The sequence below is a fragment of the Nocardia araoensis NBRC 100135 genome (genome assembly GCF_000308435.1).
Lineage (GTDB): Bacteria > Actinomycetota > Actinomycetes > Mycobacteriales > Mycobacteriaceae > Nocardia > Nocardia araoensis.
The window spans coordinates 1-23,006 of the sequence record NZ_BAFR01000347.1 but is presented as its reverse complement, the minus strand read 5'-3'; the positions used below and the strand labels follow the sequence as shown (position 1 = coordinate 23,006).

The window sequence follows — 23,006 nt, the reverse complement described above, 5'->3', positions numbered from 1 at the left end:
CGCTCACGCCGTCCGATGGTGGTGGAAGTACTCGGTGTCGGGGATGTACGCCGTGTGCTGGTACTCCTCGACCCAGCTGCGGAAGTACGCCTGCTTGTCGACCCCGGCGAAGCGTTCGGGATACAGCCAGCTCGCCAGGTACAGCGCGCCGACCCACTTGGAGGCCGAGCTGATCAGGTAGTTGTTGGTGATCCAGAGATTGTCGCTACGGATCGCCTTCAGCTCCGCGAAGCCTGGCCGCGCGAGAAGCGAGCGCGCCGTGCTCACGAATCTGTCCCGTGACCAGGGCTGATAGAAGCCCTGCGGCAGCCCCTGCACGCCGTTCTTGATGATGAAGTCGGGATCGCGCGCGACGATGTCGGCGGGTTCGACGGTGATCTCGTTCCAGCCGAGGCCGCCGTTGATCTGGATGTCGGCGTAGATGTTGCGGCCACCGGCGTATCTGATGACCCAGTCCCAGCCGCCGGGGACCCCGGCCACGAAATCCACCGCGCCTTCGAAATAGACCCGTTTCTTCTGCTGCTCGGCCAGACCGTCCAATCGCTCCCGCAGCACCTGCTCGATGGCCGCCGGGATCGACTCGCGGTATTTCTTCGCCTGCTCCTGCGTGCCGAACAGTTTGCCGAGCAACTCGGTGTTGACCGTGGAGAAGCGGGGCTCCCATGCGGTGAAGACGATCACCTTGATGCCGAAGGGCGCGAGTTTCGCCTCGGCTTCCTGCCAGGGACTGTTGCTTCCGGTCAGCAACACGTCGGGGTTCAGCGCCAGAATCCGGTCGTAATTGAAGCCGCCGGTGGTGCCCGCGATGAGCTTGTCCGCGGAGATGCCGCGGAAGCTGTCCCAGTACCCCGACCACCCCTCGGTGGTGATCTGACTCGCGGTCGCCCCGACGATCCGGTCCTGCCCGCCCACCGCGCGGACCAGCTCGAGAATGTACTGGTTACCGCCGAGACCCGACAGCACGCGCTGGACGGGCAGGTTCAGCTCGATCGTGCGCCCGGTCTCGTCGACGATCTTCGTGGCCGGTCCGGCCGCGGCGCTCGACGCCGCCTCGGTGCCGGTCCCGCAGGCGGCGAGCGCGGTCGCGCCCGCCGCGACCGTCGAGAGCGCGGCAAGCCGGCCGAAGGAACGCCTGCTCAACGTTCCGGGAATAGTCGGCGAACCGATCGGTGGTGCCATTCGTGATCTCCTCGGAAATGCGCACTGCGCCGAAACGAATTCGGACGCGGGAAACTCTTGGGAATCATGCGCGGCGTCATCACGCCGCCGCAACGATTGCTCTCGCGTTGATCGAAAAGTGTTGCGGTCTCGTCGGATCAACACCGCCGAGCAAAATGGGCGCGTCGAACAGAGCACCTGTCCATTGCGATCACCCGACGACTCCCGCACCGAAGAAGAAATCGCGTGAACTATTCGCGCCCCATTCTTCGAGACCTTCGCCGGGAATTCCGACCCCGTTTTCACGGTCGGCGACCCGCAGGCGTGCGGGCGATCACTGCGCCTGAACAGTGACCGGGCCTGCGCCTCGGCTGGATCTCCGTACGGTCCGACACCCGTGCCGCTGCGCACGCGCGAGAATCTTGTCGAACCACCGCACTGTTCACGCGGATCGCCGTATCGGGTCTGCTCGACCCACCGGAGGCGTTCTCCGGGATCCGCACTCGCGCCCGGTCGTTCTACCGTGGCCGGTCGCAGGACGCTCGCCACCGCGCCACGCACCGGATCGCCCCGTCACCTCTGAAACGCGGCGCGATCGGCCTGTTCCTGTGCCTACACCGACAGCTCTCGCACCGAGTTCAGCGACAACACCGTCGAGGATCCGCGGATCGCGGGCGGACGCAGCGCCGAATCGTTCCCGGTGCCTCGGCGCTGACGGCGTGGCGAATGTCCTCGTGCACCACGAGCACTCCTTCCCGGCGGACCGAACGAGTCCAGTATCGAAGCGCGGCCGATGCCGAACAAGGCAGCTGAACTACGAGGATCGTTCAGTTTTCCTAATGCGTCGCGGCCACGGGCACACCTGCCGCGACGGCTACCTGCGGTGCACCCTTGCGCAGACAGGCGCTGGCTGCTGGCCCGCCGGTCACTGACCCCCAACATCACAGGCGAACTCGAAACCGCGTACTACCTGCATGGGGCCCCGATCGATACCAGCGACGACGAGCTCATCAAGGTCGCTTTTCGCGTGGCTTCGACCGCGACGGCCTTCACCAGCGGTTCCGCGCACCCACCCGTTTTCGGTGTGATCGCACTCTGCCTCCGGGCGGCATGCTGATGCTCCTGCCGCCCGGTGCAATGTCGATACGCCGCGGCTGGGTTCTCCTGGAGCGCTCAGCCCTCGCCGTGGAAGGTCAGCACGACCAGGGGAATCGGCCGGTCGACCTTGGACTGGAAATCCGCCAGCAGCGGGTTGTTGGCCAGTACCCAGGCCGCGAACTCGTCGTAGTCCTCGGCTTCGAGCACCTTGCCGGTCGCTTGGTAGGTCTTGTCTCGGAGCTCGATGGTGACCTGCGGATTCGCCCTGATGTTGTACCACCAGGCCGGGTATTTGTCCTCGATGAACGAGCTCACGTACATGGTGTCGTCCCGGTACAGGGGTCCCAGCGGAGTCGTGTGCCGCTTGCCGCTCTTGGCTCCGATGGTGGTGAGCAGGATGAGGTCCCCGCCCGCGTACGCGCCGCCCACCTTGCCCGAGTTCTCCCGGAACTCCTTGATCACATCATCGTTCCAGTTGGCAATGCCGCCCGCCTGGTCCCACGCCTGGTTCCACGGCGCGTCCGGATCGTTGTAGTCGGTGATGTCGGCGTGATCCGGCTGTCCCGCAGTCGATTCGATTTCACTCATGCGTCGAGCATGTCGGGAAGGTAGGACAGTCCCGGTCCTAACTCGACGAGAAATCTTGACGCACTTCGCGAACCAACGCCTCATGCCGCATGGTGCGCGGTTCGAAACGGCCTTGCTCTCCGAAACCGGACGTGTTCGGCGTCAGTGACGGTTCTTCAACGGGAACTGAACCGAGTTGCTGCTGTGGTGGCTTGGAATCCGATTAGTTCCGACGAACTTTGGTGACCACATTGCGATGGGTCGGAATGCTGTAGCGGAGTGGACATGCCAGTGGCCCGCTGAGTCCGCGATTCGAGCGGGGCAGGCAGTGTGGCATTGGGGGCGATCCGTCCACGGTCCGCAAAGAGGAGGCGGTGTCGGAATCGGCGCGCAGTCGGGCGATCAGCCGCTCGACGACAGCGCGGCCGACTTGGGTGGCGTCCTCGCCGAGGATGTCCTCGGGCCGCAGTTCGGCGAAGACACGCGCTCGCGATCGGGACCGCTGCCGGGCCTTGCTTGCGCGATGCTGCTGCGCGGCAATAGACCCGCGGACGCCCCATTTTCTGGTCGCTGCGGTCGACCGGCCCGCTGCATCGACCGCATGGGTCGCCCGTTGGGTATCGGCCAGGCTCGGCCGACCCGGAGACGTCCACAGGTGGCACGGTCGCTCGAGCCCGCGACCCGTGTGATCGGTACTTCTCGGCGCAACAGCGGTCGCAGAAGGTTCGGGGCGGCCCCGCTGTCTGGTCGGTGCGGTCGATCGGCGCGCCGCATTTGCGGCATTGTCCCTCGCCATAGCTGCCCAGGCTCGCGCGGCGATTCGCCGTCTTCGACGGTCGACATACTTGTCGATGAAGATCTCCTCACAGCCGGCGGCGGTGAGCGCGTCGTGCTGGGCGTCGGGATGTTGGTCGCGGGTGGAGACCCGTCCGTAGCCGATTCGCATGCGCGGGAGTGCATTGCGAACCCCCGACGGGTTGATGTTGGCGCGGACACGGCAACCGTTACAGATTCTCGGTGGACTCCGACCTGCGGGAACGAATTGGGCCCAACGTGTCTCGTGAACGTTCGTTTCCGCCCACTCCGGCTGCGGTCCCCCTGACCGTCCGGCGCTCCAAGGTGCGGGATCAAGTGGGTAGCAACGCTTCAAGTACCACGTGACACGATTCTTACCGGCACCCCACAGGGCTGCGCCGGCGCCGCCTACCTGGATCCAGTGAAGTCGGCTGCGTGGTGGGCGGCGAAGTCGGCGAACGTTGTCGGGCGAACGCCGAACGCCTGGTGCGTCTCCAAGGAGACGCGCGACTCTGGGTGCTTGAGCCGTTCAACGGCTTGGTCGTACAGGTCCTCGGCGAGGCTGCCCGGAACGCCGGCGGCCAGCATGGCCTCTCGCCTCTCCTCGGGGGTGATGCCGACGTAGGCGACCTGTTTACCGGTGGTCTGCGCGATTGTCGCGGCGATTTCGCTCATGGTCAGCGCCTGTGGGCCGGTCATCGGATAGCTGCGTTGCTCGTGCCCGTCGGTGGTGAGCAGATGGAAGGCTACCTGCGCGATGTCCCGGATGTCGACCGGCGAAAGGCGGATTTGCCCGGTCGGCAAAGCCAGCTCGCCATGAGCGGCGATGGAGCGCGCCTCACGGAGGTAGACCTGCATGAACTGACTCGGCTGCAGGTGCGTCCAGGCGACGCCGGAAGCTTCCAGATATCGCTCGATCTGCTTGTGGTTACGGGTGAAGCGGAAGTTGTCCGGGTCGAATCCGATGCCGGACTCCAGTCCGGAGAACTTGATGATGTGCTTTACGCCTTTGGTGCGCGCGGCGTCGATGAATGTGCATTGGGCTTCGACCATGGTGGCGTCCGCCGAGGAGATCAACATGGCGCGTTCGACACCCTCGAGAGCCGGGGCGAGGGTCTGGGGGCGCAGTAGGTCGCCCTCGACGACCTCGACACCGGCGAGTTTTCCCAGGTCGCCGATCCGGCCGGCATTCCGGACGAGCACGCGCACCGCTTGTCCTCGGCGGGCGAATTCCTTGACCATCGCCCGTCCGTTGAGGCCGTTGGCGCCAGTGATCAAAAGCATCGGAGCTCCTCAGTAAGTCCTAAAAATTAACTGTATGATCCTAATAATTTAGCGTCAACTCACATGTGAGGACCGGAGTGGTAGGCTGCTCGGCATGGAAGGTCGTCGCGGCTACGGAGAAGGTTGCGCGGTCGCGCATGGTCTGGAGCTGATCGGCGAACGCTGGACCTTGCTCATCGTGCGCGAGCTGCTCTTGGGACCCAAGCGGTTCAACGTGCTGCGAAGCGGCTTGCTGCAAGCCAACTCCAACGCCCTTTCGCTCCGGCTGAAACTGATGGAGCAGGACGGACTGGTCCAGCACCGCAAGCTCGGCGCGCCCACCAACGCATGGGTCTGGGGGCTGACCGACTGGGGCTACGAGCTGGAGCCGATCATCTTGGCGATCGGCGGCTGGGCGCGTTCCTCACCGATGTTGGATCAAGACGGCTGGTTCAGCCCCGACGCCCTCATACTGCACCTCAAGGCACGCTTCAGCAGTGGCGCGCTGCCTCCGGCTGGACGCTACCGTGTGCGGATTGCCGATGACGTGTATTCGATCGTCGTCGTCGACGGCTCAGCAATCCGAGTCGAGCGTTCCGAGCCGTGCGACCCCGACGTCACGATCGATTCGGAACTTTCCACGCTCACCGCGGTCATCAAGCACCGCGAACCATTCGCCGACGCACTCGGCGACGGCCGACTGGCGATTCAAGGCGACCGGAACGCCGCCGAACGGCTGCTCACCGGTCACTGATGCAATGCCGGGGGCCCGACCAACCTCATCGGCAGCCAAGCCGAGCACCCTACCGCACCAGCCCGCAGCCCGAACCGATCACAACGCCATCGCTGCTGGTCCAGCCATATGTGTTGTTTTTCGCGCGGTTACTACCGGGACCCCTTCCAGGGCTGCGGAGCCGACGACGTCGTAGCCGCCGAGAGCGCCGGCCATGTGCGTTAGCCGAGTCGACGTGTACACGGTCATCTATCGCATGCCGCCGGTGGAGCGTGTTGTGATCAGGCGATGTCGAGAAGCTCAGACAGGAGCCATTTGCCGGAGACCTTGACCATCCGAGCCGCCAGGGTTCCCCTCGTGAGTTCGGACGCCGCTCCGACCTTCGACGCACTGATCTCCACAACGAGCAGCAGGTCGGCCCTGTCGCCGCGGAGATCGACCAAGCCGACTGGATCCACCTTCACGGTCTGCTTGGCTTGCGTCGCAGTGACCCCCTCGAGGAGGTCGTCGCTGGACGCCTCGAATATCTGCAGCAGCGGATAGGTCAGTAGTGCAGAGACCTTGGACCGATGCTCGTCGATCAGCCGGTAGTCGTAGGTGTACATCGTCTGTAGGGCCTCGGCTGCGGCCGTCTTCACCTCGCGGGTGGCAGCGTCGACGACGAAGGCGTCATTGTCGATCTTGGCCGGTGTTTCGCCGAAGATGGCGAGCGGACCTGCGCGAACGTCAGCGGCCATTCGTGGTGTGCCGATGGGCTGCAGATCGTCTGCTTTCCAATCTCCCCCCTCCTTGGCCAGCGACAGCACATACGTAGCGGCACGCGCCTGCCTGTCGGTGCTCGTTCTCTGTTCGAGCACGACGATGGCTTTGGCCCGCGTCCCACCGTCGTCGAGCTCCGCGAGCGCGGCAACGAGCGGGCTCGCGAAGATCGACGACTTCGACTGCGAAGCAGCTTGTTTCATTCTCTCGGCGTTGCTGTCGAAAGCTTCGCGGAGAGATCCGGTCATCTTCGATCGCATTGTGCGCATCGAATCGTCGATACGCTCGGCGTCCATGCCCACCACGGCGACGGCCACCTCCTTGGCGGCGTTCAACGCTGCGTCTCGCGCGAAGGCCTTCGAGGGCAGACCGGAGTCCTGCCCCGCTTCGTTGTCCCGCTGCACCGTTTTCGTCATCGACGCGATAGACAGCAGCGCGACTGCCGTTATCGCGACAACCGCCACTCCGGCCAGCACCATCAATCCAACCCGGGTTAACTTCATCGACAGGAACCTATCCACTCCGCGACCCCCTGACATCAGCACTCGATAGGTACTCAACGATCGTCACGGCGGTCAGTGAGCGCGGATCGCGTACCACTTCCGGCTGCCGGCGGGTGACCCAGTGGGCACAACGCGGGGGCGAATACCTCGTGCACCAGCACCCGTTGTCCGGTGGAGAACGCGATCTCGTACACCCGGGCGGCACAGTCGGCGGGCAACGCCCCGAAAGCCGATGCGGTCACTCCCACCCGGAAGACCCGCCTGCGTTCGAACATGCCCGTGCGTCTGTCCTGTAATTCACCGCAACCACAGGATGATCGCGGCGATGGTTGGTTCGGCGTGGTCGCGCTCGGGACTGACGAACCGGACCTGCCGTCGCCGCAAAGCGGCCCGTCGATGGGTGAGAGTATCCCTTGTCCGCGATGACCACCTCAGGCCGCATGCGTGGCCGACCCGGTCCGGGCCGGGCCACGCTGATCCCGTCCAGCAGCGGCAGGATCTGCGGATTGTCACCAGCTTGGCCGCCGGTGAACAGGACTCGCATCGGCAGGCCACGTAGGTTCTTATTTCGTGCGATAGATCATGACGGTCACGCCGGATCGGCGGGACCGGGGGTCGACCAGGCGCAGAGGGGTGCGGGGGTTTGTGCGGAACGGCGCTGTGGGATTTCCGACGATGATGGGGTGGACTGCGAAGCGCAGTTCGTCGAGCAGTCCGTTTTCCAGGAGCGTCCGGCCAAGCGGGCCGTAGCCGTAGGTCACCAAGTTGCGATTCTCTTCGTTCTTGAGTCGAGCGACGGTTTGGATCACGTCGTCGGTGACGATTTCGGCGTTCGCCCAGGCCGCCGTGGCGAGGGTACGGGAGAAGATGTACTTCGGGATGCCGTTGATCGCCTCGGCGAAGGGGCCTGTCTCGGACGCCCACCGAGCGACGAGCTCGCGATAGGTGTTGCGCCCCAGCAGCATCGCGTCGCTCTGTCTCAGGAGTTCGACTGCGTCGCGGCCGCTGTCATCGTCGAAGTAACTCATGGCCCAGGAGCCGGGGTCGTCGACGACCCCGTCGATAGAGATCAGGGTCGACTGAACTATGGTGCCCATAGAACGAATCCTTTCGGTTCGGTGGTCAAGACAGGAAAGCCGCGGCGAAATCGCGGATCGCCTGGGGGTTGGTGTTGTCGTGGAAGCTCACCAACAGTTCTTGGACGCCTGCGTTTTCGTAGGCGACGAGGCGTTCACGGATGGTGTCGGGGGTGCCGATCAGGCCGTATTCGCCGATGTCGCCGGGAAATACCGCGGGCGCCCACTCGGGAACCTTGGCGCGCGCCTCGTCGTCGGTGTCTGCCACAACGTAGTAAGTGGTCGAGGTGCGCCAGATCTCGTCCGGGTTGCGGCCGACGGCGGCACAATGTTTGTCGATCAGGCTGTACTTGCGTCGGAGACCGTCCGGCGATTCGTGCACGTTGCATGCATCGCCGTACTGGGCCACTAAACGCAGCGTGACTTTCTCGCCCCCGCCCGCGATCAGCATTGGGATGTGGGGCGTCTGAACGCCCTTGGGCTCGTTGATCGCGGCCTCGACCTGATAGTGCTTGCCGTCGAGGCTGGTCAGCGGCTCGGTGAGCATGGAGCGGATGATCTGCAAGGCCTCGCCGAGCTTGTCCAGTCGCTCGTGCGCGGTGCCGAATGGGTAGCCGTAGGCGCGGTAGTCCTCCTCGTACCATCCCGAGCCGATCCCGAAGGTGAAACGTCCGTGTGACAGCGCATCCAGGGTGGCGGCCATCTTCGCCTGCAAGGCGGGATTGCGGTAGCCGTTGCCGGTGACCATCGGGCCGATCCGTACCCGTTCGGTCTCGCGGGCCAACGCCGCCAGCGTGGTCCAGCATTCGAAGACGAACGACGGCGACGGCGGGAAGGTGAGGAAGTGGTCGGCGACGTAGACGGAGTGCCACGAGCCGTCGTCGGCAGCCCGGGCGAGTTCGGTCAGCAACTCGAAAGTCGCTGCGGGGTCGTCGAGGTGGGCGAAGTCGTAGGCGAATCCGGTGGGCAGGTAGACGCTCAGCTTCATGGTCACCGCGCCCCTGCGGAGATGGGGCAACTGTGGTAGGCGTCGACGAGCCACCATTCGCTGACTGCGTGCAGCACCCAGGTGTCGCGGTTCCAGTCGGCGTCGTCGGGCGCGTCCTGCCCGGCGTACCGCGCGACGCTGCGGGAATTGACGACTGCGGTTTCCTCGCCGACGAAGCGGATCTGGTCGATTTCGTACTGTGCACGCGAACCACGCAAGGGGCCTGCGAATAGCTCGGCCATCGCCTGCTTCACCGCCTGCTTACTGTTCAGGTAGGCGCCGGGCAGGGTGGCTGTAGCGTCTTCGGCATAGTGGACGACGAACTGCTCGGCATCGCCTGCGGCCCACGCAGCGTAGATCCCGTCGATCACATCGCGGATCACCTCGATGTCGATTTTCAGGGACGTGGATGAGCTGGTTGCCATGGCTGCTCCTCGGGTAGCGGGCCGATCGATCATCGGCCGGTATCTACCCGTCGTCCCACGCCCCCGCGTTTGGACAGATTCGCAGTGATTTCGTCGAGAAGCCGGTCGAGCGCGTGGACCGAAGTGCCGCTCGACGTATTTCTCGATGCCGCGTGCGACCGTATTGTCGTTGTTGCCTAGGACGTTCACCATATCCGGGCCGAGTAGCCATGCCACGAACCCCTCCGCGAACAGCTCGCCCGGTGTGTCTATGTGTTGATTGCGCCTGGGATTGCCGGCGCGGCTGCGCTGAGCTCGATCCTGCAGGCGTTGAAATTCGAGAGTTTCCTGTTCGGTCGGGGTCGAGTCGTGTACTTGCTTGACGAGATGCCCGAACTCATGCAGGACCACCGATATCGGCCACTCGGCGCCGGAGTTGGCGAGGGCCGATGAACTCCATCACGCGGTCGTAGACTTTCGGCGGGATGCGCGCGATGTCGTCCACCGCTGCGTGAGTGGCGGCGATGCGGTCCACGAGCGACACACCGCCACCGCCACAATTCCGACTACGGCCCGGGGGCGCTCACCCGCTTGCACGTCGGCCACCGCCGCATCGCACTCGGTAGGCGGGAAACAGCGCATGCTCATCCCAGTGTGTCGAGTCGACGCTGCAGCTCCGCGTGTTCAACGGCGTTGGTGGTCAGGTCGAGCGCGCGAAGGTACGCGAGGCGGGCTGTGGCGAGGTCGCCGGACCGCACGGCCAGGTCGGCATGGGTGGCGTGCAGCGGCTGGTAGCGCGCCACAGCCGGGTCCGACAGCAGCGGCGTCAAGACGCCCAGGCCCGCCTGGGGGCCTTCGGCGAAGCCCACCGCGGCGGCGAGATTGATGCGGACTATCGGCGACGGCGCCAATTCCGCGAGCGTCGCATACAGTTTCGCGACAGCGGCCCAGTCGATGTCCGTGTCGGCATCGGGCATATGTAGTGCCGCGATGGCGGCTTGCAAGTGGTACTCGCCCGGTGTAGCCGAGTGAGAACGGCGCAGCGCGGCAGTCCCTTCGGCGAGCAGAGCCGCGTTCCAACGCGAGCGGTCTTGCACGTCGAGGCGCACGAAGCGGCCTGCCTCGTCGACTCGGGTCTCGCTGCGCGCATGGTGCAGCAGCATCAAGGCGAGCAGCGCCCATACCTCGGCTTCGTCCGGCATGAGTTCGGCCAGGAGGCGCGCCAACCGAATCGCCTCCTCGCAGAGGTCGACGCGCATGAGGTGTTCGCCCGCAGTGGCTGCGTATCCCTCGTTGAAGATGAGGTAGAGCACGCGCAGCACGCCGTGTAGGCGCCCGGGCATTTCGACCGGCGTCGGCACCCGGTAGGGGATGTTCGCTGCAGAGATCTTGCTTTTGGCCCGGACCAGCCGCTTGCCCATGGTCGGTTCGGTCACCAGGAAGGCGCGGGCGATGTCGCGGGTTGCCAGTCCGCCGAGCGTGCGCAGGGTGAGGGCGACGCGGGCGGTTGGGTCCAGCGCGGGGTGGCAACACGTGAATATCAGCCGCAGGCGATCGTCGACGATACCCTCCGGCTGAGGTACGTCGGGGTGGGTTTGCGCGTCCATACGGGCGAGATCAGCGAGCCTGCGGTCGCGTTCGCGCTGAGTGTGGCTGCGGCGAATCCGGTCGATGGCTCGACGACGGGCCGCAGTGGTGATCCAGGCGCCGGGGTTGGCGGGTATGCCGTCACGCGGCCACGTCGACATCGCGTCGACGAAGGCGTCCTGGATCGCGTCCTCGGCCAGTTGGAAGTCCCCGACCTGCCGGATCAGCGTCGCGATTACGGCGGCGTGTTCGCGTCGAAAGGTGCGCCCCGCCGCGTCGCGTATGTCTGCTCGATTGCCGCTCACCGCAGCGTCGAGGGATCTACGTCCGGAGCGGGGAGCTCGACGACGGGCCTGATCTCCACCGACCCATATTGCGCCGTCGGCACCCGGCACGCGATATCGAGGGCTTGGTCGAGATCGGCGCACTCGATCAGGAAGTACCCGGCCAACACCTCCTTGGTCGTCGCGAACGGCCCGTCGACCAGATGCACGTCGTCTTCCCGCACACGGACCGTGGTCGCCGTTTCCACCGGATGCAACGCGGCGTTGGCAATCAGGTGCCCGGCCTCCCGGAGCTCGTCGAGCAGCTCTTCCCACTGCGGCAGCTGCGCCCAGCGCCGTGCCCGTTCGGCCTCGTCGCCGTCTGGTGCATACAGCAACAACATGTATCGCGACATCTCCACAACCTCCTCGTTCACCCGCCGTCCGGACGTCCTGTAATCCCGACGCGCGACGGCGCCGGACTTGGACAGCATTCTCCACAACGACCCCGTGAGTTGCGCCTAACGCAACTTTCGGATCGTTTTGGAAGCTCGCAGCTCACCGTCAGCTGGGCAGGCGGGCGGTTTCGCGACACTTGATGCCGTGGCGAGCGTGACGCTCTGCTCGCCAGATCAGCTGCGGGACGGTTGCCCACAACGATAATCGGAGTACAGTCAAAAATGAGCGCGCTCGGTTTTGGAGGGAGTGACATGGCATGATCCCGGTGCACGAGGGTCGGCGCGACCGCAATATGCGGGAGAAGCGCGAGCGGATCGCCGCTGCTGCGGCGCAGCTGTTCGAGGAACGCGGGTTTCTCGCCGTCACCACGCAGGAGATCTCCGAGCGGGCCGATGTCGCGGCGGGGACGCTGTTCCGGTACGCGGCGTCCAAGAGCGAACTGCTGCTCATGGTCTATAACGAGGAGTTCCGGCGGGCGGTCGCCACGGGCCGGGAACGCGCGGCTGTCTCGGACGATGTCGTCGACGCGGTGACGAGGCTGGTCCTTCCGGTGGTCGAGCGCGCTGTCGAGCGCCCCGAGAACAGTGCCGTCTACCAGCGCGAGCTGCTGTTCGGCGCGGCGACCGACGTCCACCGGTCGGTGGGACTGGCGCTGATCGCCGAGTTGGAAGCGGCGATCGCCGACCGCCTGATCGCGGAAGCCGCCGCGCGCGGCCTGCCCACCGACGAGGACCGCGCCCGGCTGGCGAGCGGCAGCGTCTTCGCCGTCACCCATCTCGCCATCGCGCGCCTGTCCACCGGCGCGCACCCCGGCTATGACATGACCGAGGACCTTCGGGCCCAGATCACGCAGATCGTTACAGGGTTCCTGACGTGGACCAACGGGCCCGATGCACATGCAGCCGAGTAACGGGCCCATGGAGACAACCCGGAACGAGAGGGTCGACACCCTCACGACAAAGGAGAAGTGATGCCCGCAATCGAGAAGGTCACCGTCCTGGGCACCGGTGTGCTGGGCGCGCAGATCGCCTTCCAGACCGCCTACAGCGGATTCGAGGTCATCGCCTACGACATCAGCGAGGAAGCCCTCGACAGCGCTCGGCACAGCCTCGACGGACTGGTCCAGGCCTACAAGGCCGACGATGTCGCCGGCGCCGCCGACGGCAAGGGCGAACAGGCACTGAGCCGCATCACCCTGTCGGCGGATCTGGGCTCGGCCGTCGCCGACGCCGACCTGGTGATCGAGGCGATCCCCGAGGTTCTCGAACTCAAGCGCGAGACCTATCGCAAGCTCGGCGAGCTGGCTCCGGCCAAGACCGTCTTCGCGACGAACTCCTCGACCCTGCTGCCCAGTGATCTGAAGGATGCCACCGGCCGTCCGGATCGCTTCCTGGCGTTGCATTTCGCGAACAAGGTGTGGCAGTACAACACCGCCGAGGTGATGGGCACCGCCGACACCGATCCCGCGGTCTTCGACGCGGTGGTGGCTTTCGCCGGCGAGATCGGCATGGTGCCGATTCCGGTCCACAAGGAGAAGGCGGGCTACGTGCTCAATTCGCTTCTCGTGCCGTTCCTCAACGCCGCGACCGCGTTGGCCGCCGGTGGTTACGCCGATCCGCACGACGTCGACAAGGTGTGGCGCATCGGTACCGGCGCCCCGGTCGGCCCGTTCCAGATGTACGACGTCATCGGGCTCAATACGCCCTACAACATCCTGTCCCACGGTGACGCCGAAGCGCGGAAGCTCGCGGCGTGGTTGAAGGAGAACTACATCGACAAGGGCAAGCTCGGCATCAGCACCGGTCAGGGGTTCTACAGCTACGGCAACTGACCGATCCGACGATCAAAGGACACGACATGCGTTACACCAGTGGCAATTACGAGGCCTTCGCGCGGCCACGCAAGCCGGCGAAAGTGGGTGGGAAGACCGCCCGGTTCGTCGGTGCCGGACTGTCGTCGCTGGCCGGTGCGGCGTTCCTCATCCGGGACGGCCGGATGAACGGATCCGACATCACCGTCTACGAGCGGCTGGCGTTGCCCGGTGGTGCCCTCGACGGGATCAAAGAGCCGAAGCGGGGTTTCGTGATCCGCGGCGGCCGGGAGATGGAAGACCATTTCGAGTGCCTGTGGGACCTGTTCCGCTCGATTCCCTCCCTGGAGGTCGACGATGCCAGCGTGCTCGACGAGTTCTACTGGCTCAATCGCGACGACCCCAACTATTCGCTGCAGCGCGCCACGATCAATCGTGGCCAGGACGCGCATACCGACAACCTGTTCGCGCTGTCGGATAAGGCGCAGAAGGACATCGTCAAGGTGTTCCTCGCTACCCGTGAGGAGATGGAGAACAAGCGGATCGACGAGGTGTTCGGCAAGGAGTTCCTGGCAAGCAACTTCTGGCTCTACTGGCGGACGATGTTCGCGTTCGAGGAATGGCACTCGGCGCTGGAGATGAAGCTCTACCTGCACCGGTTCATCCATCACATCGGCGGGCTGCCCGATTTCTCCGCACTGAAGTTCACCAAGTACAACCAGTACGAATCGCTGGTGCTGCCGCTGTACACCTGGCTGCTCGATCAGGGGGTCGCGTTCGAGTTCTCCACCGAGATCACCGATGTCGACTTCGACATCGATGCCGGCACCGGCCGCAAGCAGGCCACCCGCCTGCACCTCGTGCGGAACGGCGAACCGGCGACCGTCGATCTCACCGCCGACGACCTGCTGTTCATGACCATCGGCTCGCTCACCGAGAACTCCGACAACGGCGACCACCACACACCGGCCCGCCTCGACGAGGGCCCGGCGCCAGCCTGGGATCTGTGGCGGCGCATCGCGGCCAAGGACCCGTCGTTCGGGCGGCCCGATGTCTTCGGCAACCACATCCCAGAGACGAAGTGGGAATCGGCCACGGTCACCACGGTGGACCGGCGTATTCCGGCCTACATCGAGAAGATCGCCCGCCGCGACCCGTTCAGCGGCAAGGTGGTCACCGGCGGGATCGTCACAGCCCGAGATTCCAGCTGGCTGCTTTCCTGGACCGTCAACCGCCAGCCGCATTTCAAGCAGCAGTCGCCCGACGAGATCGTGGTATGGGTGTACTCGCTGTTCGTCGACGTGCCGGGGGATTACGTGAAGAAGCCGATGCAGGACTGCACCGGGGAGGAGATCACCCGGGAATGGCTCTACCACCTCGGAGTCCCGCTCGACGAGATCGATGAACTCGCCGCGACCGGCGCCAAGACCGTGCCCGTGATGATGCCGTATGTGACCGCGTTCTTCATGCCGCGCCAGGCCGGTGACCGGCCCGACGTGGTTCCGGAAGGCTCGGTGAACTTCGCCTTCATCGGCCAGTTCGCCGAATCCGCCGAGCGCGACTGCATCTTCACCACCGAATACTCCGTCCGCACCCCGATGGAAGCGGTTTACACCCTCCTCGACATCGAGCGCGGCGTGCCCGAAGTGTTCAACTCCACCTACGACATCCGCACGCTGCTCGCGGCGACCAGCCGGCTGCGCGACGGCAAGGAGATCGGGCTGCCCGGCGGGCCGCTGGCGCGCAAGCTGATCCTGCACAAGCTCGGCCAGAGCGAGATCGGTGAGCTCCTCGCCGAATTCGGGCTGATCGCCGGCGAGTAGGCCGTTTACCACCGCGGCACCGCCAGAATCTCCGGCGGTGTCGCGGTGGACTCCTGAACCCGATTTTGAGTCTGGGCGAGTCTGCGACGATGTTGGTGTCGACAACGACAGCACGGCGCCCTACGCTGGCAAACGTTAGTCGGCCTGATAGCGTCGCGAACATGTTGTGGCTGAGCTGCTCGCAGTTGCTCCTGCGCGATTACCGCCCGCCACATTCCCGCTTTCCCCCGGGGGTCTGAGCACCCCGCCACCCTGCCTACCGCGACAATTTTGCCTACTGGCGTGGTCAGAGTGTCCGATCAACTCGGCTGCGTCCGCGCCCAGCGAGCCCTCGGTCTGTGGCCGATCCAAGAGCAGATCACCGCCCACCACCGGCCACGACTGATCGAGTACCGCACCATCCGCGGCCCCGTGCGCCGCCACCACGGCCGCATCCACCTCACCACCACCGGCCCGACCACCCACCTGGACTACCGCATCCACTTCGACACCCCACCCTGGATCCCCGACACCCTGCTCGCCACCGCCCTACAACACACCTGGCACAACTACAGCCTGCCGAGACTGCGATCCCTGTGCACACACCCCACCCGTCAAGCCCGAATCCACCACTGCGCCAGACGCAACGGCTACCACGACCAGCATTGACCTGGCGACATCGGTGGTGAGTCGGCCCGCTGGGCGGGACTGTAAAGACAACGGCTCTGGCTCACTTCCGGTGGCTGAGCGTGGTCGCCTGACGGCACGATGCCTGGGTGGGTGAGGCGGATGTTGCTGTCGGGCTGATGTTCTCGGGTTTGTCGGCGCTGGTGATCGACGAGGTTGTCGAGGAGGGCTGGAAGCTCGTAGTGCGGGCCCGGACAGCGCCCGGCCCGGCGGTGTGCTCACGCTGTGGTGAGGAGTCGGAGAAAGTCCACAGCTACCACCACCGGACCGTCGCCGACCTGCCCGCCGACGGTCGCGTGGTGATCGTCCGGGTACGGGTTCGACGACTGGTTTGCCCGACACCGCAGTGCTGCAGAACTTTCCGTGAACAGGTACCCGGGCTGCTCGAACGCTACCAACGGCGAACGACCCGACTGACCGGCCAGGTGCGGGCAATCGTGAAAGAACTGGCCGGTCGGGCTGCGGTCCGCGTGCTGGCCGCGTTGCCGGTTCGATTGTCCCGACATACCGCGGTGCGGATACTGCTGGCGATCCCACTGCCGCACCGGCCGGTCCCGCAGGTGGTCAGCGTGTACGACTTCGCCCTGCGCCGCCGAAACCATTACGGCACAGCGGTGATCGACGCTGTCACTCACCAACGGATCGACGTCCTGGCCGACCGCAAGTCCGAAACCCTCTCCGGACGCCGCGCTCATCTGGACGAACTTGTCGGGGCATGTCCCGAGATGACCGACCTGGCTCGGCTCGTCGGCGAGTTCGCAGCGATCCTGATCGAACGTCGCGGTGGCGATCTCGACGAGTGGATGAAGCAGGTTCGCGAGGCCGGGCTGACCGAACTCGGCCCTTTCCTTCGCGGCCTCGACCAGGACCACGACGCCGCGGTCGCCGGTCTGACCGTGCCCTACAGCAACGGCCCCATCGAAGGCGTCAACACCAAAACCAAACTGATCAAGCGACAAATGTATGGCCGGGCCAGTTTTCCACTACTTCGGCACCGCATCCTGCTCGCATAGCCCGGGCACCACCGGAAGTGAGCCAGAGCCGTCTATCCGACACTCCCCTGTGGGCGAGTGCCGCGGACGGGTCACGGGACCTGCCTGTTACGAAGGTTCGGAGGTCTTCGTACATTTATTCGGATAGCTGAGGGATCTTTTCAAGCGGAATCTCTGGTCGCGGCTCGGGCCAGTGTGGCGACGGCTGCTACGCCGGGCGAGGTTTCCGTTTCTCGTCGGGCCAGCACGAGGTCGACCGTTTCCGGCTGCCGGAGTGGTCGGTAGGTGACGCCGTCGAGGCCGAGGCTGCGGACGGGTTCGGGGGCGAGGGCGACGCCGAGGCCGGCGGCTACGGAGACGGCGAGGGTCGCTGTTTCGCTGACTTCCAGGACGGGAGGTCGGAATCCGGCGCGTGCGCATGCGTCGAGTACCAGGTGGTGCATGGTGGATCGGTCACCGGAGGGGTGGGTGATGAAGGTTTCGCCGCCCAGGGCGGCGAGATCGACCGGATCGGTGTGGGCGAGTGGGTGGTTGACGGGGAGGACGGCGAGAAGGTGTTCGGTGCGCAGTGTTTCGAGCACGATGTTCGGCGCGTCGAGGCTCGGTGCGAGGAGGCGGTGGAGTCCTCGAACGGGTCTCGGTTCGGAGGCCGGTTGGGGCCTAACCAGTGCCAGGTCGTATTCCCCGGTGGCCAGACCGTCGAGCAGTTGCGGGGACAGCAGTTCGCCGCGCACTTGCAGGTCGATGTCGGGGAGTTCGGTGCGGACCATCCGGGTGAGGCGGGGGAGGACGTCGTAGGTGGCGGTGCCGATGAAGCCGACCGAGACGCGGCCTGCGCTGCCGCGGGCGAATGCCGCCATGTCGTCGCTGGCGCGTGCGCATGCCGCCTCGATCCGCCGGGCGTGTTCGGTGAAGCGTTCGCCCGCGGGGGTGATCTCGACGCGGCGGGTCGAGCGGTCGAACAGCTGAACCCCGAGTTGGGTTTCGAGCTGTTTGATCTGCTGGGATAACGCGGGTTGGGCGATGTGGACGCGGGCTGCGGCTCGGCCGAAATGACGCTCGTCGGCGAGGGCGAGGAAATAGCGCAGGGTCCGCAGGTCGAAGTCCACACAGCAATCCTATCGCTGCTACTTATCAATACGCATGAAATGAGTATTGGACTGCATCAATCGTGGTGTTTAGCGTCGAGGCGTGACCGATTCCTTCGTCTATGCCGCGGCGCGCACGCCGTTCGGGCGGCTCGGGGGTGCGCTGGCGGACCAGCGCCCCGATGACCTGGCCGCCGCGGCCCTGACCGGCGTGCTCGCCAAAGCACCACATCTGAACCCCGACGCGGTGGGGGATGTGATCTGGGGCTGTGCGAATCAGGCCGGTGAGGACAATCGCAACGTCGGCCGGATGGCGGTGCTGCTGGCCGGGTTGCCGACCGGGGTGCCGGCGACCACGGTGAACCGGCTGTGCGGCTCATCGCTGGATGCGGTGATGAGCGCCTCGCGGACCATCGAGACCGGTGACGCGGAGGTGGTCGTGGCCGGGGGAGTGGAGTCGATGACGCGGGCACCGTGGGTGCTGCCGAAGCCTGTGCGGGCCTTTCCCGCCGGACACGTCACCGCGGTCTCGACCACGCTGGGCTGGCGGCTGGTCAACGACAAGATGCCCGCGGAGTGGACGGTCTCGCTGGGTGAGTGCAACGAACAACTCGCGCAGCGGTTCGGGGTATCCCGTGACCGCCAGGACGAGTTCGCCGCCCGCTCACACCGGTTGGCGGACGCGGCATGGGAGGCGGGCTTCTACGACGACCTCGTGGTCGCGTTCGGTGGCCTGGCCCGCGACGAGGGCATCCGTCCCGACTCCACCGCCGAGAAGCTGGCCGGATTGAAACCGGCGTTCCGGACCGACGGGTCGATCACTGCCGGGAACGCTTCCCCGCTCAACGACGGCGCGGCCGCAGTCCTGCTCGCCAGCAAGACAGCCGATTTGGGTGTCGATCCGCTGGCTCGCATCGCGGGCCGGGGGACCTACGCGCTGGATCCGCAGGACTTCGGCTACGCACCGGTGGAGGCAGCCAACCGGGCGCTGGCTCGCGCGGGGATCGGCTGGGCTGATGTGTCGGCGGTGGAGCTCAACGAGGCTTTCGCGGTGCAGTCGCTGGCTTGTGTCGATGCCTGGCTCGCGCAGGGACTGGCCGATCCGGAGATCGTCAATGCCAAGGGCGGCGCCATCGCGATCGGCCATCCTCTGGGTGCTTCGGGCGCGCGGATCGTGGGGACTTTGGCGCACCGTCTCGTCGAGTCCGGGCAGCGGTGGGGTGTCGCCGCGATCTGCATCGGCGTCGGTCAGGGACTGGCGGTCGTGCTCGAGAACATGCGGGAGGTGTGGTGATGGTGGACATCTGCGAGACCACCGCGGCGGCGGTCGCCGGGATCACCGACGGCAGCACCGTTCTGATCGGCGGTTTCGGCATGGCGGGCATGCCCGTGCAGCTCATCGAAGCTCTCATCGACCAGGGCGCCACCGATCTGACGGTGGTATCGAACAACGCGGGCAACGGCGACACCGGCCTTGCCGCCCTGCTGGCAGCCAAGCGGGTTCGCAAGGTGATCTGCTCGTTCCCTCGCCAGTCCGACTCGTGGGTCTTCGACAGCCTCTACCGGGCCGGACAGATCGAACTCGAGGTCGTGCCGCAGGGCAACCTCGCCGAACGCATTCGTGCGGCGGGTGCGGGGATCGGCGCGTTCTTCTGCCCCACCGGTGTCGGCACCCAACTCAGCGAGGGAAAAGAGACCCGCGAGATCGGCGGCCGCACTTACGTTCTGGAGTATCCCCTGAGCGGGGACGTCGCCCTCATCGGCGCCTACCGGGCCGATCGTATGGGCAACCTGGTCTACCGCAAGACCGCCCGCAACTTCGGCCCGGTCATGGCGACCGCCGCCACCACGACCATCGTCCAAGTCAAGGAGGTCGTCGAAACCGGTGTCCTGGACCCCGAAACGGTCGTCACCCCCAGCCTCTACGTCGACAAGGTGGTCGCGGTATGAACACCGGCCCGCTCAGCAAGGATCAGATCGCGGCCCTGATCGCCAAGGACATCCCGCCAGGTTCCTATGTCAACCTCGGCATCGGCCAGCCCACCACCGTCGCCGATCACCTCCCCGCCAACTCCGGCGTGGTACTGCACACCGAGAACGGCATGCTCAACATGGGCCCCGCAGCGATAGGTGACGACATTGATTCCGACCTCACCAACGCGGGCAAGATCCCCGTCACCGAACTCCCCGGAAGCGCCTACTTCCACCACGCCGACTCCTTCGCCATGATGCGCGGCGGCCACCTCGACGTGTGCGTGCTCGGCGCCTTCCAGGTCTCCGCGACCGGTGACCTGGCCAACTGGCACACCGGCGCACCCGACGCCATCCCCGCGGTCGGCGGCGCGATGGATCTGGCCATCGGAGCCAAACAGATCTTCGTGATGATGACACTGTTCACCAAAGACGGCACTCCCAAACTGGTCCCGACCTGCACCTACCCCCTCACCGGAGTCGGCTGCGTCTCCCGGGTCTACACCGACCTCGCGGTCTTCGACATCCAACCCGACGCAGTCGTCGTGCGCGACACCTTCGGCATCGCCCTCCCGGAACTGGCCGGCCGCCTGGACATGCCCCTACGACGCCGACGAGCAATGGGTGACCGGTAGATCTCGACCGGTTCATCGCTGCCCGAGTTGTCACAGCCGCAGCGCAGTGCGTCGCCGGGCGACAGCGTCACGCTGAGATCTTTCCGACGATCCCCTCAGGGCCCACTGATGAGTGGTTTTCACTGCAGTCCGATGCCGACGCTGCACCGTAGGTGCGCAGAATGCGTTCTTCAGGTGGTCCGCCGAAGGGTTACCAGGTCAGGCCAGGTTCAGGAGCTGTTGCTGTTCGCTGTCCATTTCTTCTCTGCCGGAGGGTGTCAGGCCATGGGCCGCGAGCGAGTGTTGACTTCCGGTCGCTGCTCGGTGTGGATCGATGGCCGAATCTTCGGTACTCATGACGTGGGCGAGGGATTTCACCACGCCGTCGACCTCGAGCTGCTGGTGAAGTCCGGAGCCTGTGCGCGATGGGGCCAGCGTGGGTTGATCACTGGACTGGACTGCACTGGGCTTAGATGCTCGACAGTTGCCCGGGGTGGTTGGCGCCCGATGTCGGGTTCTTCCGACAGGGCCTCGACGATTCCGTGCCAAGACAGGGTATGCCCGGCGAGCCCTGAGGCAGACAGATCGGAGCAGCGCAGCGAGAACGGGTGTCGCAGTGTCGGTGAGTTCGCGACGATCTGCATTGTTGGCTCCCAGCGCAGTCGCGCGGTAATCGCTGGGTCGGTCATCGCCGTGATGAACGCGTCGGTCATCTGGGTCGCCCGGCTGTGCTGCGCATCGACGCAGGCAAGGAACTACTCGGCCTCGATCAAGCCGCCTGCCTGGCTGCGGATCTGCACGCGTGCGCTCAACCACTGACTCGACAGCCCCGCAGGCCACCGGCGCAGGTGTACCCGATCGCCCAACTTCACCGGCGTGTGGACCTCGATGGTGGTGCGCCGACCATCCAGTACGGATGGCGGTCACCGCCGGGGACTGTGTCGAAATGTTCGAGACCCAGATCGCTGAGGTAACGCGCGATGGCGTCCAGACGCAGCACTCCGGTCGTCCGAGACACGGACGAGCCAGTTCCGTTCCGAAGACCGTCGGAACCGAAAAGACTGTCCCGAGCCGCCGCTGTGACCAGCCGCTCGGTTAATGTGCCACGGCGCCGCGGCAGCTTGGGTGGTACGCAACGTCGGCGCTGTCATCGAGCATCAGGAATCCCCGTAGTTATTGTGACGCAAGCGTTTTCGGCGCGGATTACCCGCCGCTGAGCGCGTGGGTTCGCGTCTGAGTGCTCAACGACCAGGACGGTGGTAGGCAGATGAACTGTTGATTTGGACAGGGATGCCGTGAACGCCGGCGCGGTGGCTGTGATTCATGAACGAGGTCGGCGTACTGCAGGGCGGGGTGGGACTGGACCGCGCCATGCTCGCGGCGAGCCGGTCGGCCAGGCCCACGAGCCCGGTGTGATCTCTCTGTCCCCGAGGCCCTCGCTCTGGCTGCCGCCCAAGGCAACGTAGTGGCGAAGGCGAGTGGGCCCGCCCGCCGAGACGTCGGGACCTCCACGGCGGGGTGGGGGTTCGGTCGTCAGGGTCATCGTGTCCTCCCGGCGAAGGGTGCTGACGCGATCATCCAATTGCTGAACTCGCAGGCCAGGTGCCACTGGTGCTGGTGGATGTTCCTGCCGGGCACAGATGCGGGGAACTGCACGGTCAGCAGCGCATCGAGCGTGCCGTCGTCATCGCGGAACTGGTGGCGGACGCCACCGATAGCCAGCCCGTCGTCGAGAATGGCAGTGCCGGCGATCTGAACGGGATAGGCCGGGTCGACCGGGACGGTGACATGCGCGGTGCGCTCGTAGTCGACCAGGAATCGTGACGCGGCGGGGGAGCCGCCGGTGGTCTCGACGACCTCCTGGCGGCCGTCGGGGAGCCCGCGCAGCAGGTAGTGGTCCGGACAGGCGGCGTTCATCTCGGTCTCGTCGTCGATGACGATCAGGTTGTGTAACCATTCGGCGAACCGCGTAGCGGACAGTCCCGGCGCGCGCAGGCGGGTGACCGCGTATTTGACTCGGCCCCTGCTCGTCGCGACCCCGGCGCGGGTCAGCCGTTCGGAGACCGCCAGCTCCCGCTTGAGCATGGCGTAGATCCCGGCGTGTCCCAGCTGGGTCTTGAGCGAGAGCAGCGCGGATCGGCGCAGAGCCAGTGGCGCGCCGCGCAATTGGTCGATGGTGTGACCGGGCAGGATTTCGGCGGCCCCGAGTGGGCCCAGGCGTCTGGCGAACTTGGTGAGTACGGCGTCGGCCCGTCGCGATTCCCACGCGAGCACCTGCTCGCGCGTGACTTCGCGCTGTCCGATGGTCGCGCGGATGTCGATCGGACTCTCAATGACCGTGTCAAGCCGCAGCAGTGACGGGAGTCGGTGTGTCGAGGCTGAATTCGCG

General features: G+C 65.7%; 23 protein-coding genes. 9 read left to right on the top strand and 14 right to left on the bottom strand.

What is annotated here, in order from left to right:
• Nucleotides 1-3: 3 nt before the first annotated feature.
• From ON21_RS33415 to ON21_RS33400, 4 genes are all read right to left on the bottom strand, one after another.
• The gene (locus ON21_RS33415; protein WP_039804782.1) at nucleotides 4-1,179 is read right to left on the bottom strand and encodes an ABC transporter substrate-binding protein; all 1,176 of its coding nucleotides are present in this window, start codon (nucleotides 1,177-1,179) and stop codon (nucleotides 4-6) included.
• A 1,152-nt stretch (nucleotides 1,180-2,331) separates the two neighbouring features.
• Nucleotides 2,332-2,844, bottom strand: coding sequence for a nitroreductase/quinone reductase family protein (locus ON21_RS33405; protein ID WP_051021650.1), 513 nt, complete (start codon nucleotides 2,842-2,844; stop codon nucleotides 2,332-2,334).
• Nucleotides 2,845-3,046: 202 nt separating this feature from the next.
• Entirely contained in the window at nucleotides 3,047-3,769 is a 723-nt protein-coding gene (locus tag ON21_RS41195) for a recombinase family protein (protein WP_373281174.1), read from the bottom strand.
• A 257-nt stretch (nucleotides 3,770-4,026) separates the two neighbouring features.
• The gene (locus ON21_RS33400) at nucleotides 4,027-4,902 is read right to left on the bottom strand and encodes an SDR family oxidoreductase (RefSeq protein WP_039804779.1); all 876 of its coding nucleotides are present in this window, start codon (nucleotides 4,900-4,902) and stop codon (nucleotides 4,027-4,029) included.
• 94 nt (nucleotides 4,903-4,996) lie between these two features.
• Here ON21_RS33400 and ON21_RS33395 point away from each other — a divergent pair, with 94 nt between their 5' ends.
• Entirely contained in the window at nucleotides 4,997-5,635 is a 639-nt protein-coding gene (locus ON21_RS33395; protein WP_039804777.1) for a winged helix-turn-helix transcriptional regulator, read from the top strand.
• Nucleotides 5,636-5,895: 260 nt separating this feature from the next.
• Here the strand turns inward: ON21_RS33395 and ON21_RS33390 are convergent, their stop codons facing one another.
• From ON21_RS33390 to ON21_RS33360, 8 genes are all read right to left on the bottom strand, one after another.
• Nucleotides 5,896-6,876 (bottom strand): hypothetical protein, encoded by a 981-nt coding sequence (locus tag ON21_RS33390; protein WP_157171151.1) that lies wholly within the window; start codon nucleotides 6,874-6,876, stop codon nucleotides 5,896-5,898.
• 238 nt (nucleotides 6,877-7,114) lie between these two features.
• A complete protein-coding gene (locus ON21_RS39110; RefSeq protein ID WP_157171150.1) occupies nucleotides 7,115-7,420 on the bottom strand; it encodes a hypothetical protein in 306 nt (101 codons plus the stop codon).
• A 19-nt stretch (nucleotides 7,421-7,439) separates the two neighbouring features.
• A complete protein-coding gene (locus tag ON21_RS33380; RefSeq protein WP_039804772.1) occupies nucleotides 7,440-7,973 on the bottom strand; it encodes a dihydrofolate reductase family protein in 534 nt (177 codons plus the stop codon).
• 25 nt (nucleotides 7,974-7,998) lie between these two features.
• Nucleotides 7,999-8,940, bottom strand: coding sequence for an LLM class F420-dependent oxidoreductase (locus tag ON21_RS33375; protein ID WP_039804770.1), 942 nt, complete (start codon nucleotides 8,938-8,940; stop codon nucleotides 7,999-8,001).
• A gap of 2 nt (nucleotides 8,941-8,942) precedes the next feature.
• Nucleotides 8,943-9,365, bottom strand: a complete 423-nt coding sequence (locus ON21_RS39105; RefSeq protein ID WP_051021649.1) for an SgcJ/EcaC family oxidoreductase — start codon at nucleotides 9,363-9,365, stop codon at nucleotides 8,943-8,945.
• A 376-nt stretch (nucleotides 9,366-9,741) separates the two neighbouring features.
• Complete coding sequence (locus ON21_RS39100) at nucleotides 9,742-9,888, bottom strand: hypothetical protein (protein WP_157171149.1); 147 nt, start codon at nucleotides 9,886-9,888, stop codon at nucleotides 9,742-9,744.
• 100 nt (nucleotides 9,889-9,988) lie between these two features.
• On the bottom strand, nucleotides 9,989-11,215 hold the full coding sequence (locus ON21_RS33365; protein WP_039804804.1) for an RNA polymerase sigma factor: 1,227 nt from the start codon (nucleotides 11,213-11,215) through the stop codon (nucleotides 9,989-9,991).
• A gap of 17 nt (nucleotides 11,216-11,232) precedes the next feature.
• Nucleotides 11,233-11,610, bottom strand: a complete 378-nt coding sequence (locus ON21_RS33360; protein ID WP_039804803.1) for a YciI family protein — start codon at nucleotides 11,608-11,610, stop codon at nucleotides 11,233-11,235.
• 299 nt (nucleotides 11,611-11,909) lie between these two features.
• On the opposite strand from ON21_RS33360, the gene ON21_RS33355 reads away from it, so the two are divergent.
• The 5 genes from ON21_RS33355 (at nucleotide 11,910) to ON21_RS41190 (ending at nucleotide 16,965) form a co-directional block, all read left to right on the top strand.
• Nucleotides 11,910-12,563 (top strand): TetR/AcrR family transcriptional regulator, encoded by a 654-nt coding sequence (locus ON21_RS33355; RefSeq protein WP_051021647.1) that lies wholly within the window; start codon nucleotides 11,910-11,912, stop codon nucleotides 12,561-12,563.
• A 60-nt stretch (nucleotides 12,564-12,623) separates the two neighbouring features.
• Complete coding sequence (locus ON21_RS33350) at nucleotides 12,624-13,484, top strand: 3-hydroxyacyl-CoA dehydrogenase (RefSeq protein WP_039804768.1); 861 nt, start codon at nucleotides 12,624-12,626, stop codon at nucleotides 13,482-13,484.
• 26 nt (nucleotides 13,485-13,510) lie between these two features.
• On the top strand, nucleotides 13,511-15,286 hold the full coding sequence (locus ON21_RS33345; RefSeq protein ID WP_039804766.1) for an oleate hydratase: 1,776 nt from the start codon (nucleotides 13,511-13,513) through the stop codon (nucleotides 15,284-15,286).
• A 282-nt stretch (nucleotides 15,287-15,568) separates the two neighbouring features.
• On the top strand, nucleotides 15,569-15,934 hold the full coding sequence (locus ON21_RS33340; protein WP_157171148.1) for an SRPBCC family protein: 366 nt from the start codon (nucleotides 15,569-15,571) through the stop codon (nucleotides 15,932-15,934).
• Between the two features lie 107 nt (nucleotides 15,935-16,041).
• On the top strand, nucleotides 16,042-16,965 hold the full coding sequence (locus tag ON21_RS41190) for a transposase (RefSeq protein ID WP_444543669.1): 924 nt from the start codon (nucleotides 16,042-16,044) through the stop codon (nucleotides 16,963-16,965).
• A 140-nt stretch (nucleotides 16,966-17,105) separates the two neighbouring features.
• Here the strand turns inward: ON21_RS41190 and ON21_RS33330 are convergent, their stop codons facing one another.
• Nucleotides 17,106-18,053 carry a LysR substrate-binding domain-containing protein gene (locus tag ON21_RS33330; RefSeq protein WP_039804762.1) on the bottom strand — a complete coding sequence of 316 codons (948 nt, stop codon included), beginning with the start codon at nucleotides 18,051-18,053 and terminating at the stop codon, nucleotides 17,106-17,108.
• Between the two features lie 82 nt (nucleotides 18,054-18,135).
• Between ON21_RS33330 and ON21_RS33325 the strand changes: the two genes are divergently transcribed.
• Genes ON21_RS33325 through ON21_RS33315 form a run of 3 tightly spaced genes read left to right on the top strand, consistent with a single transcriptional unit; the run spans nucleotide 18,136 to nucleotide 20,638 of the window.
• On the top strand, nucleotides 18,136-19,326 hold the full coding sequence (locus tag ON21_RS33325; protein ID WP_039804760.1) for a thiolase family protein: 1,191 nt from the start codon (nucleotides 18,136-18,138) through the stop codon (nucleotides 19,324-19,326).
• Complete coding sequence (locus tag ON21_RS33320; protein ID WP_039804798.1) at nucleotides 19,326-19,982, top strand: 3-oxoacid CoA-transferase subunit A; 657 nt, start codon at nucleotides 19,326-19,328, stop codon at nucleotides 19,980-19,982. The genes ON21_RS33325 and ON21_RS33320 overlap by 1 nt, the downstream gene beginning before the upstream one ends.
• The gene (locus tag ON21_RS33315) at nucleotides 19,979-20,638 is read left to right on the top strand and encodes a 3-oxoacid CoA-transferase subunit B (protein ID WP_039804758.1); all 660 of its coding nucleotides are present in this window, start codon (nucleotides 19,979-19,981) and stop codon (nucleotides 20,636-20,638) included. Before ON21_RS33320 ends, ON21_RS33315 begins: the two co-directional genes overlap by 4 nt.
• 1,518 nt (nucleotides 20,639-22,156) lie before the next feature.
• On the opposite strand, the gene ON21_RS33305 is transcribed toward ON21_RS33315, so the two are convergent.
• A partial coding sequence (locus tag ON21_RS33305; RefSeq protein WP_306307730.1) for a hypothetical protein occupies nucleotides 22,157-23,006 on the bottom strand: 850 nt, incomplete at its 5' end.

Coding starts and splice junctions, on each gene's coding strand:
- ON21_RS33345 (WP_039804766.1), top strand. CDS start 13,511: ATGCGTTACACCAGTGGCAATTACGAGGCCTTCGCGCGGCCACGCAAG.
- ON21_RS33395 (WP_039804777.1), top strand. CDS start 4,997: ATGGAAGGTCGTCGCGGCTACGGAGAAGGTTGCGCGGTCGCGCATGGT.
- ON21_RS33350 (WP_039804768.1), top strand. CDS start 12,624: ATGCCCGCAATCGAGAAGGTCACCGTCCTGGGCACCGGTGTGCTGGGC.
- ON21_RS33375 (WP_039804770.1), bottom strand. CDS start 8,940: ATGAAGCTGAGCGTCTACCTGCCCACCGGATTCGCCTACGACTTCGCC.
- ON21_RS33315 (WP_039804758.1), top strand. CDS start 19,979: ATGAACACCGGCCCGCTCAGCAAGGATCAGATCGCGGCCCTGATCGCC.
- ON21_RS33400 (WP_039804779.1), bottom strand. CDS start 4,902: ATGCTTTTGATCACTGGCGCCAACGGCCTCAACGGACGGGCGATGGTC.
- ON21_RS39105 (WP_051021649.1), bottom strand. CDS start 9,365: ATGGCAACCAGCTCATCCACGTCCCTGAAAATCGACATCGAGGTGATC.
- ON21_RS33380 (WP_039804772.1), bottom strand. CDS start 7,973: ATGGGCACCATAGTTCAGTCGACCCTGATCTCTATCGACGGGGTCGTC.
- ON21_RS33360 (WP_039804803.1), bottom strand. CDS start 11,610: ATGTCGCGATACATGTTGTTGCTGTATGCACCAGACGGCGACGAGGCC.
- ON21_RS33390 (WP_157171151.1), bottom strand. CDS start 6,876: ATGAAGTTAACCCGGGTTGGATTGATGGTGCTGGCCGGAGTGGCGGTT.
- ON21_RS33415 (WP_039804782.1), bottom strand. CDS start 1,179: ATGGCACCACCGATCGGTTCGCCGACTATTCCCGGAACGTTGAGCAGG.
- ON21_RS41195 (WP_373281174.1), bottom strand. CDS start 3,769: ATGCGAATCGGCTACGGACGGGTCTCCACCCGCGACCAACATCCCGAC.
- ON21_RS33320 (WP_039804798.1), top strand. CDS start 19,326: ATGGTGGACATCTGCGAGACCACCGCGGCGGCGGTCGCCGGGATCACC.
- ON21_RS33355 (WP_051021647.1), top strand. CDS start 11,910: ATGATCCCGGTGCACGAGGGTCGGCGCGACCGCAATATGCGGGAGAAG.
- ON21_RS39110 (WP_157171150.1), bottom strand. CDS start 7,420: ATGCGAGTCCTGTTCACCGGCGGCCAAGCTGGTGACAATCCGCAGATC.
- ON21_RS33405 (WP_051021650.1), bottom strand. CDS start 2,844: ATGAGTGAAATCGAATCGACTGCGGGACAGCCGGATCACGCCGACATC.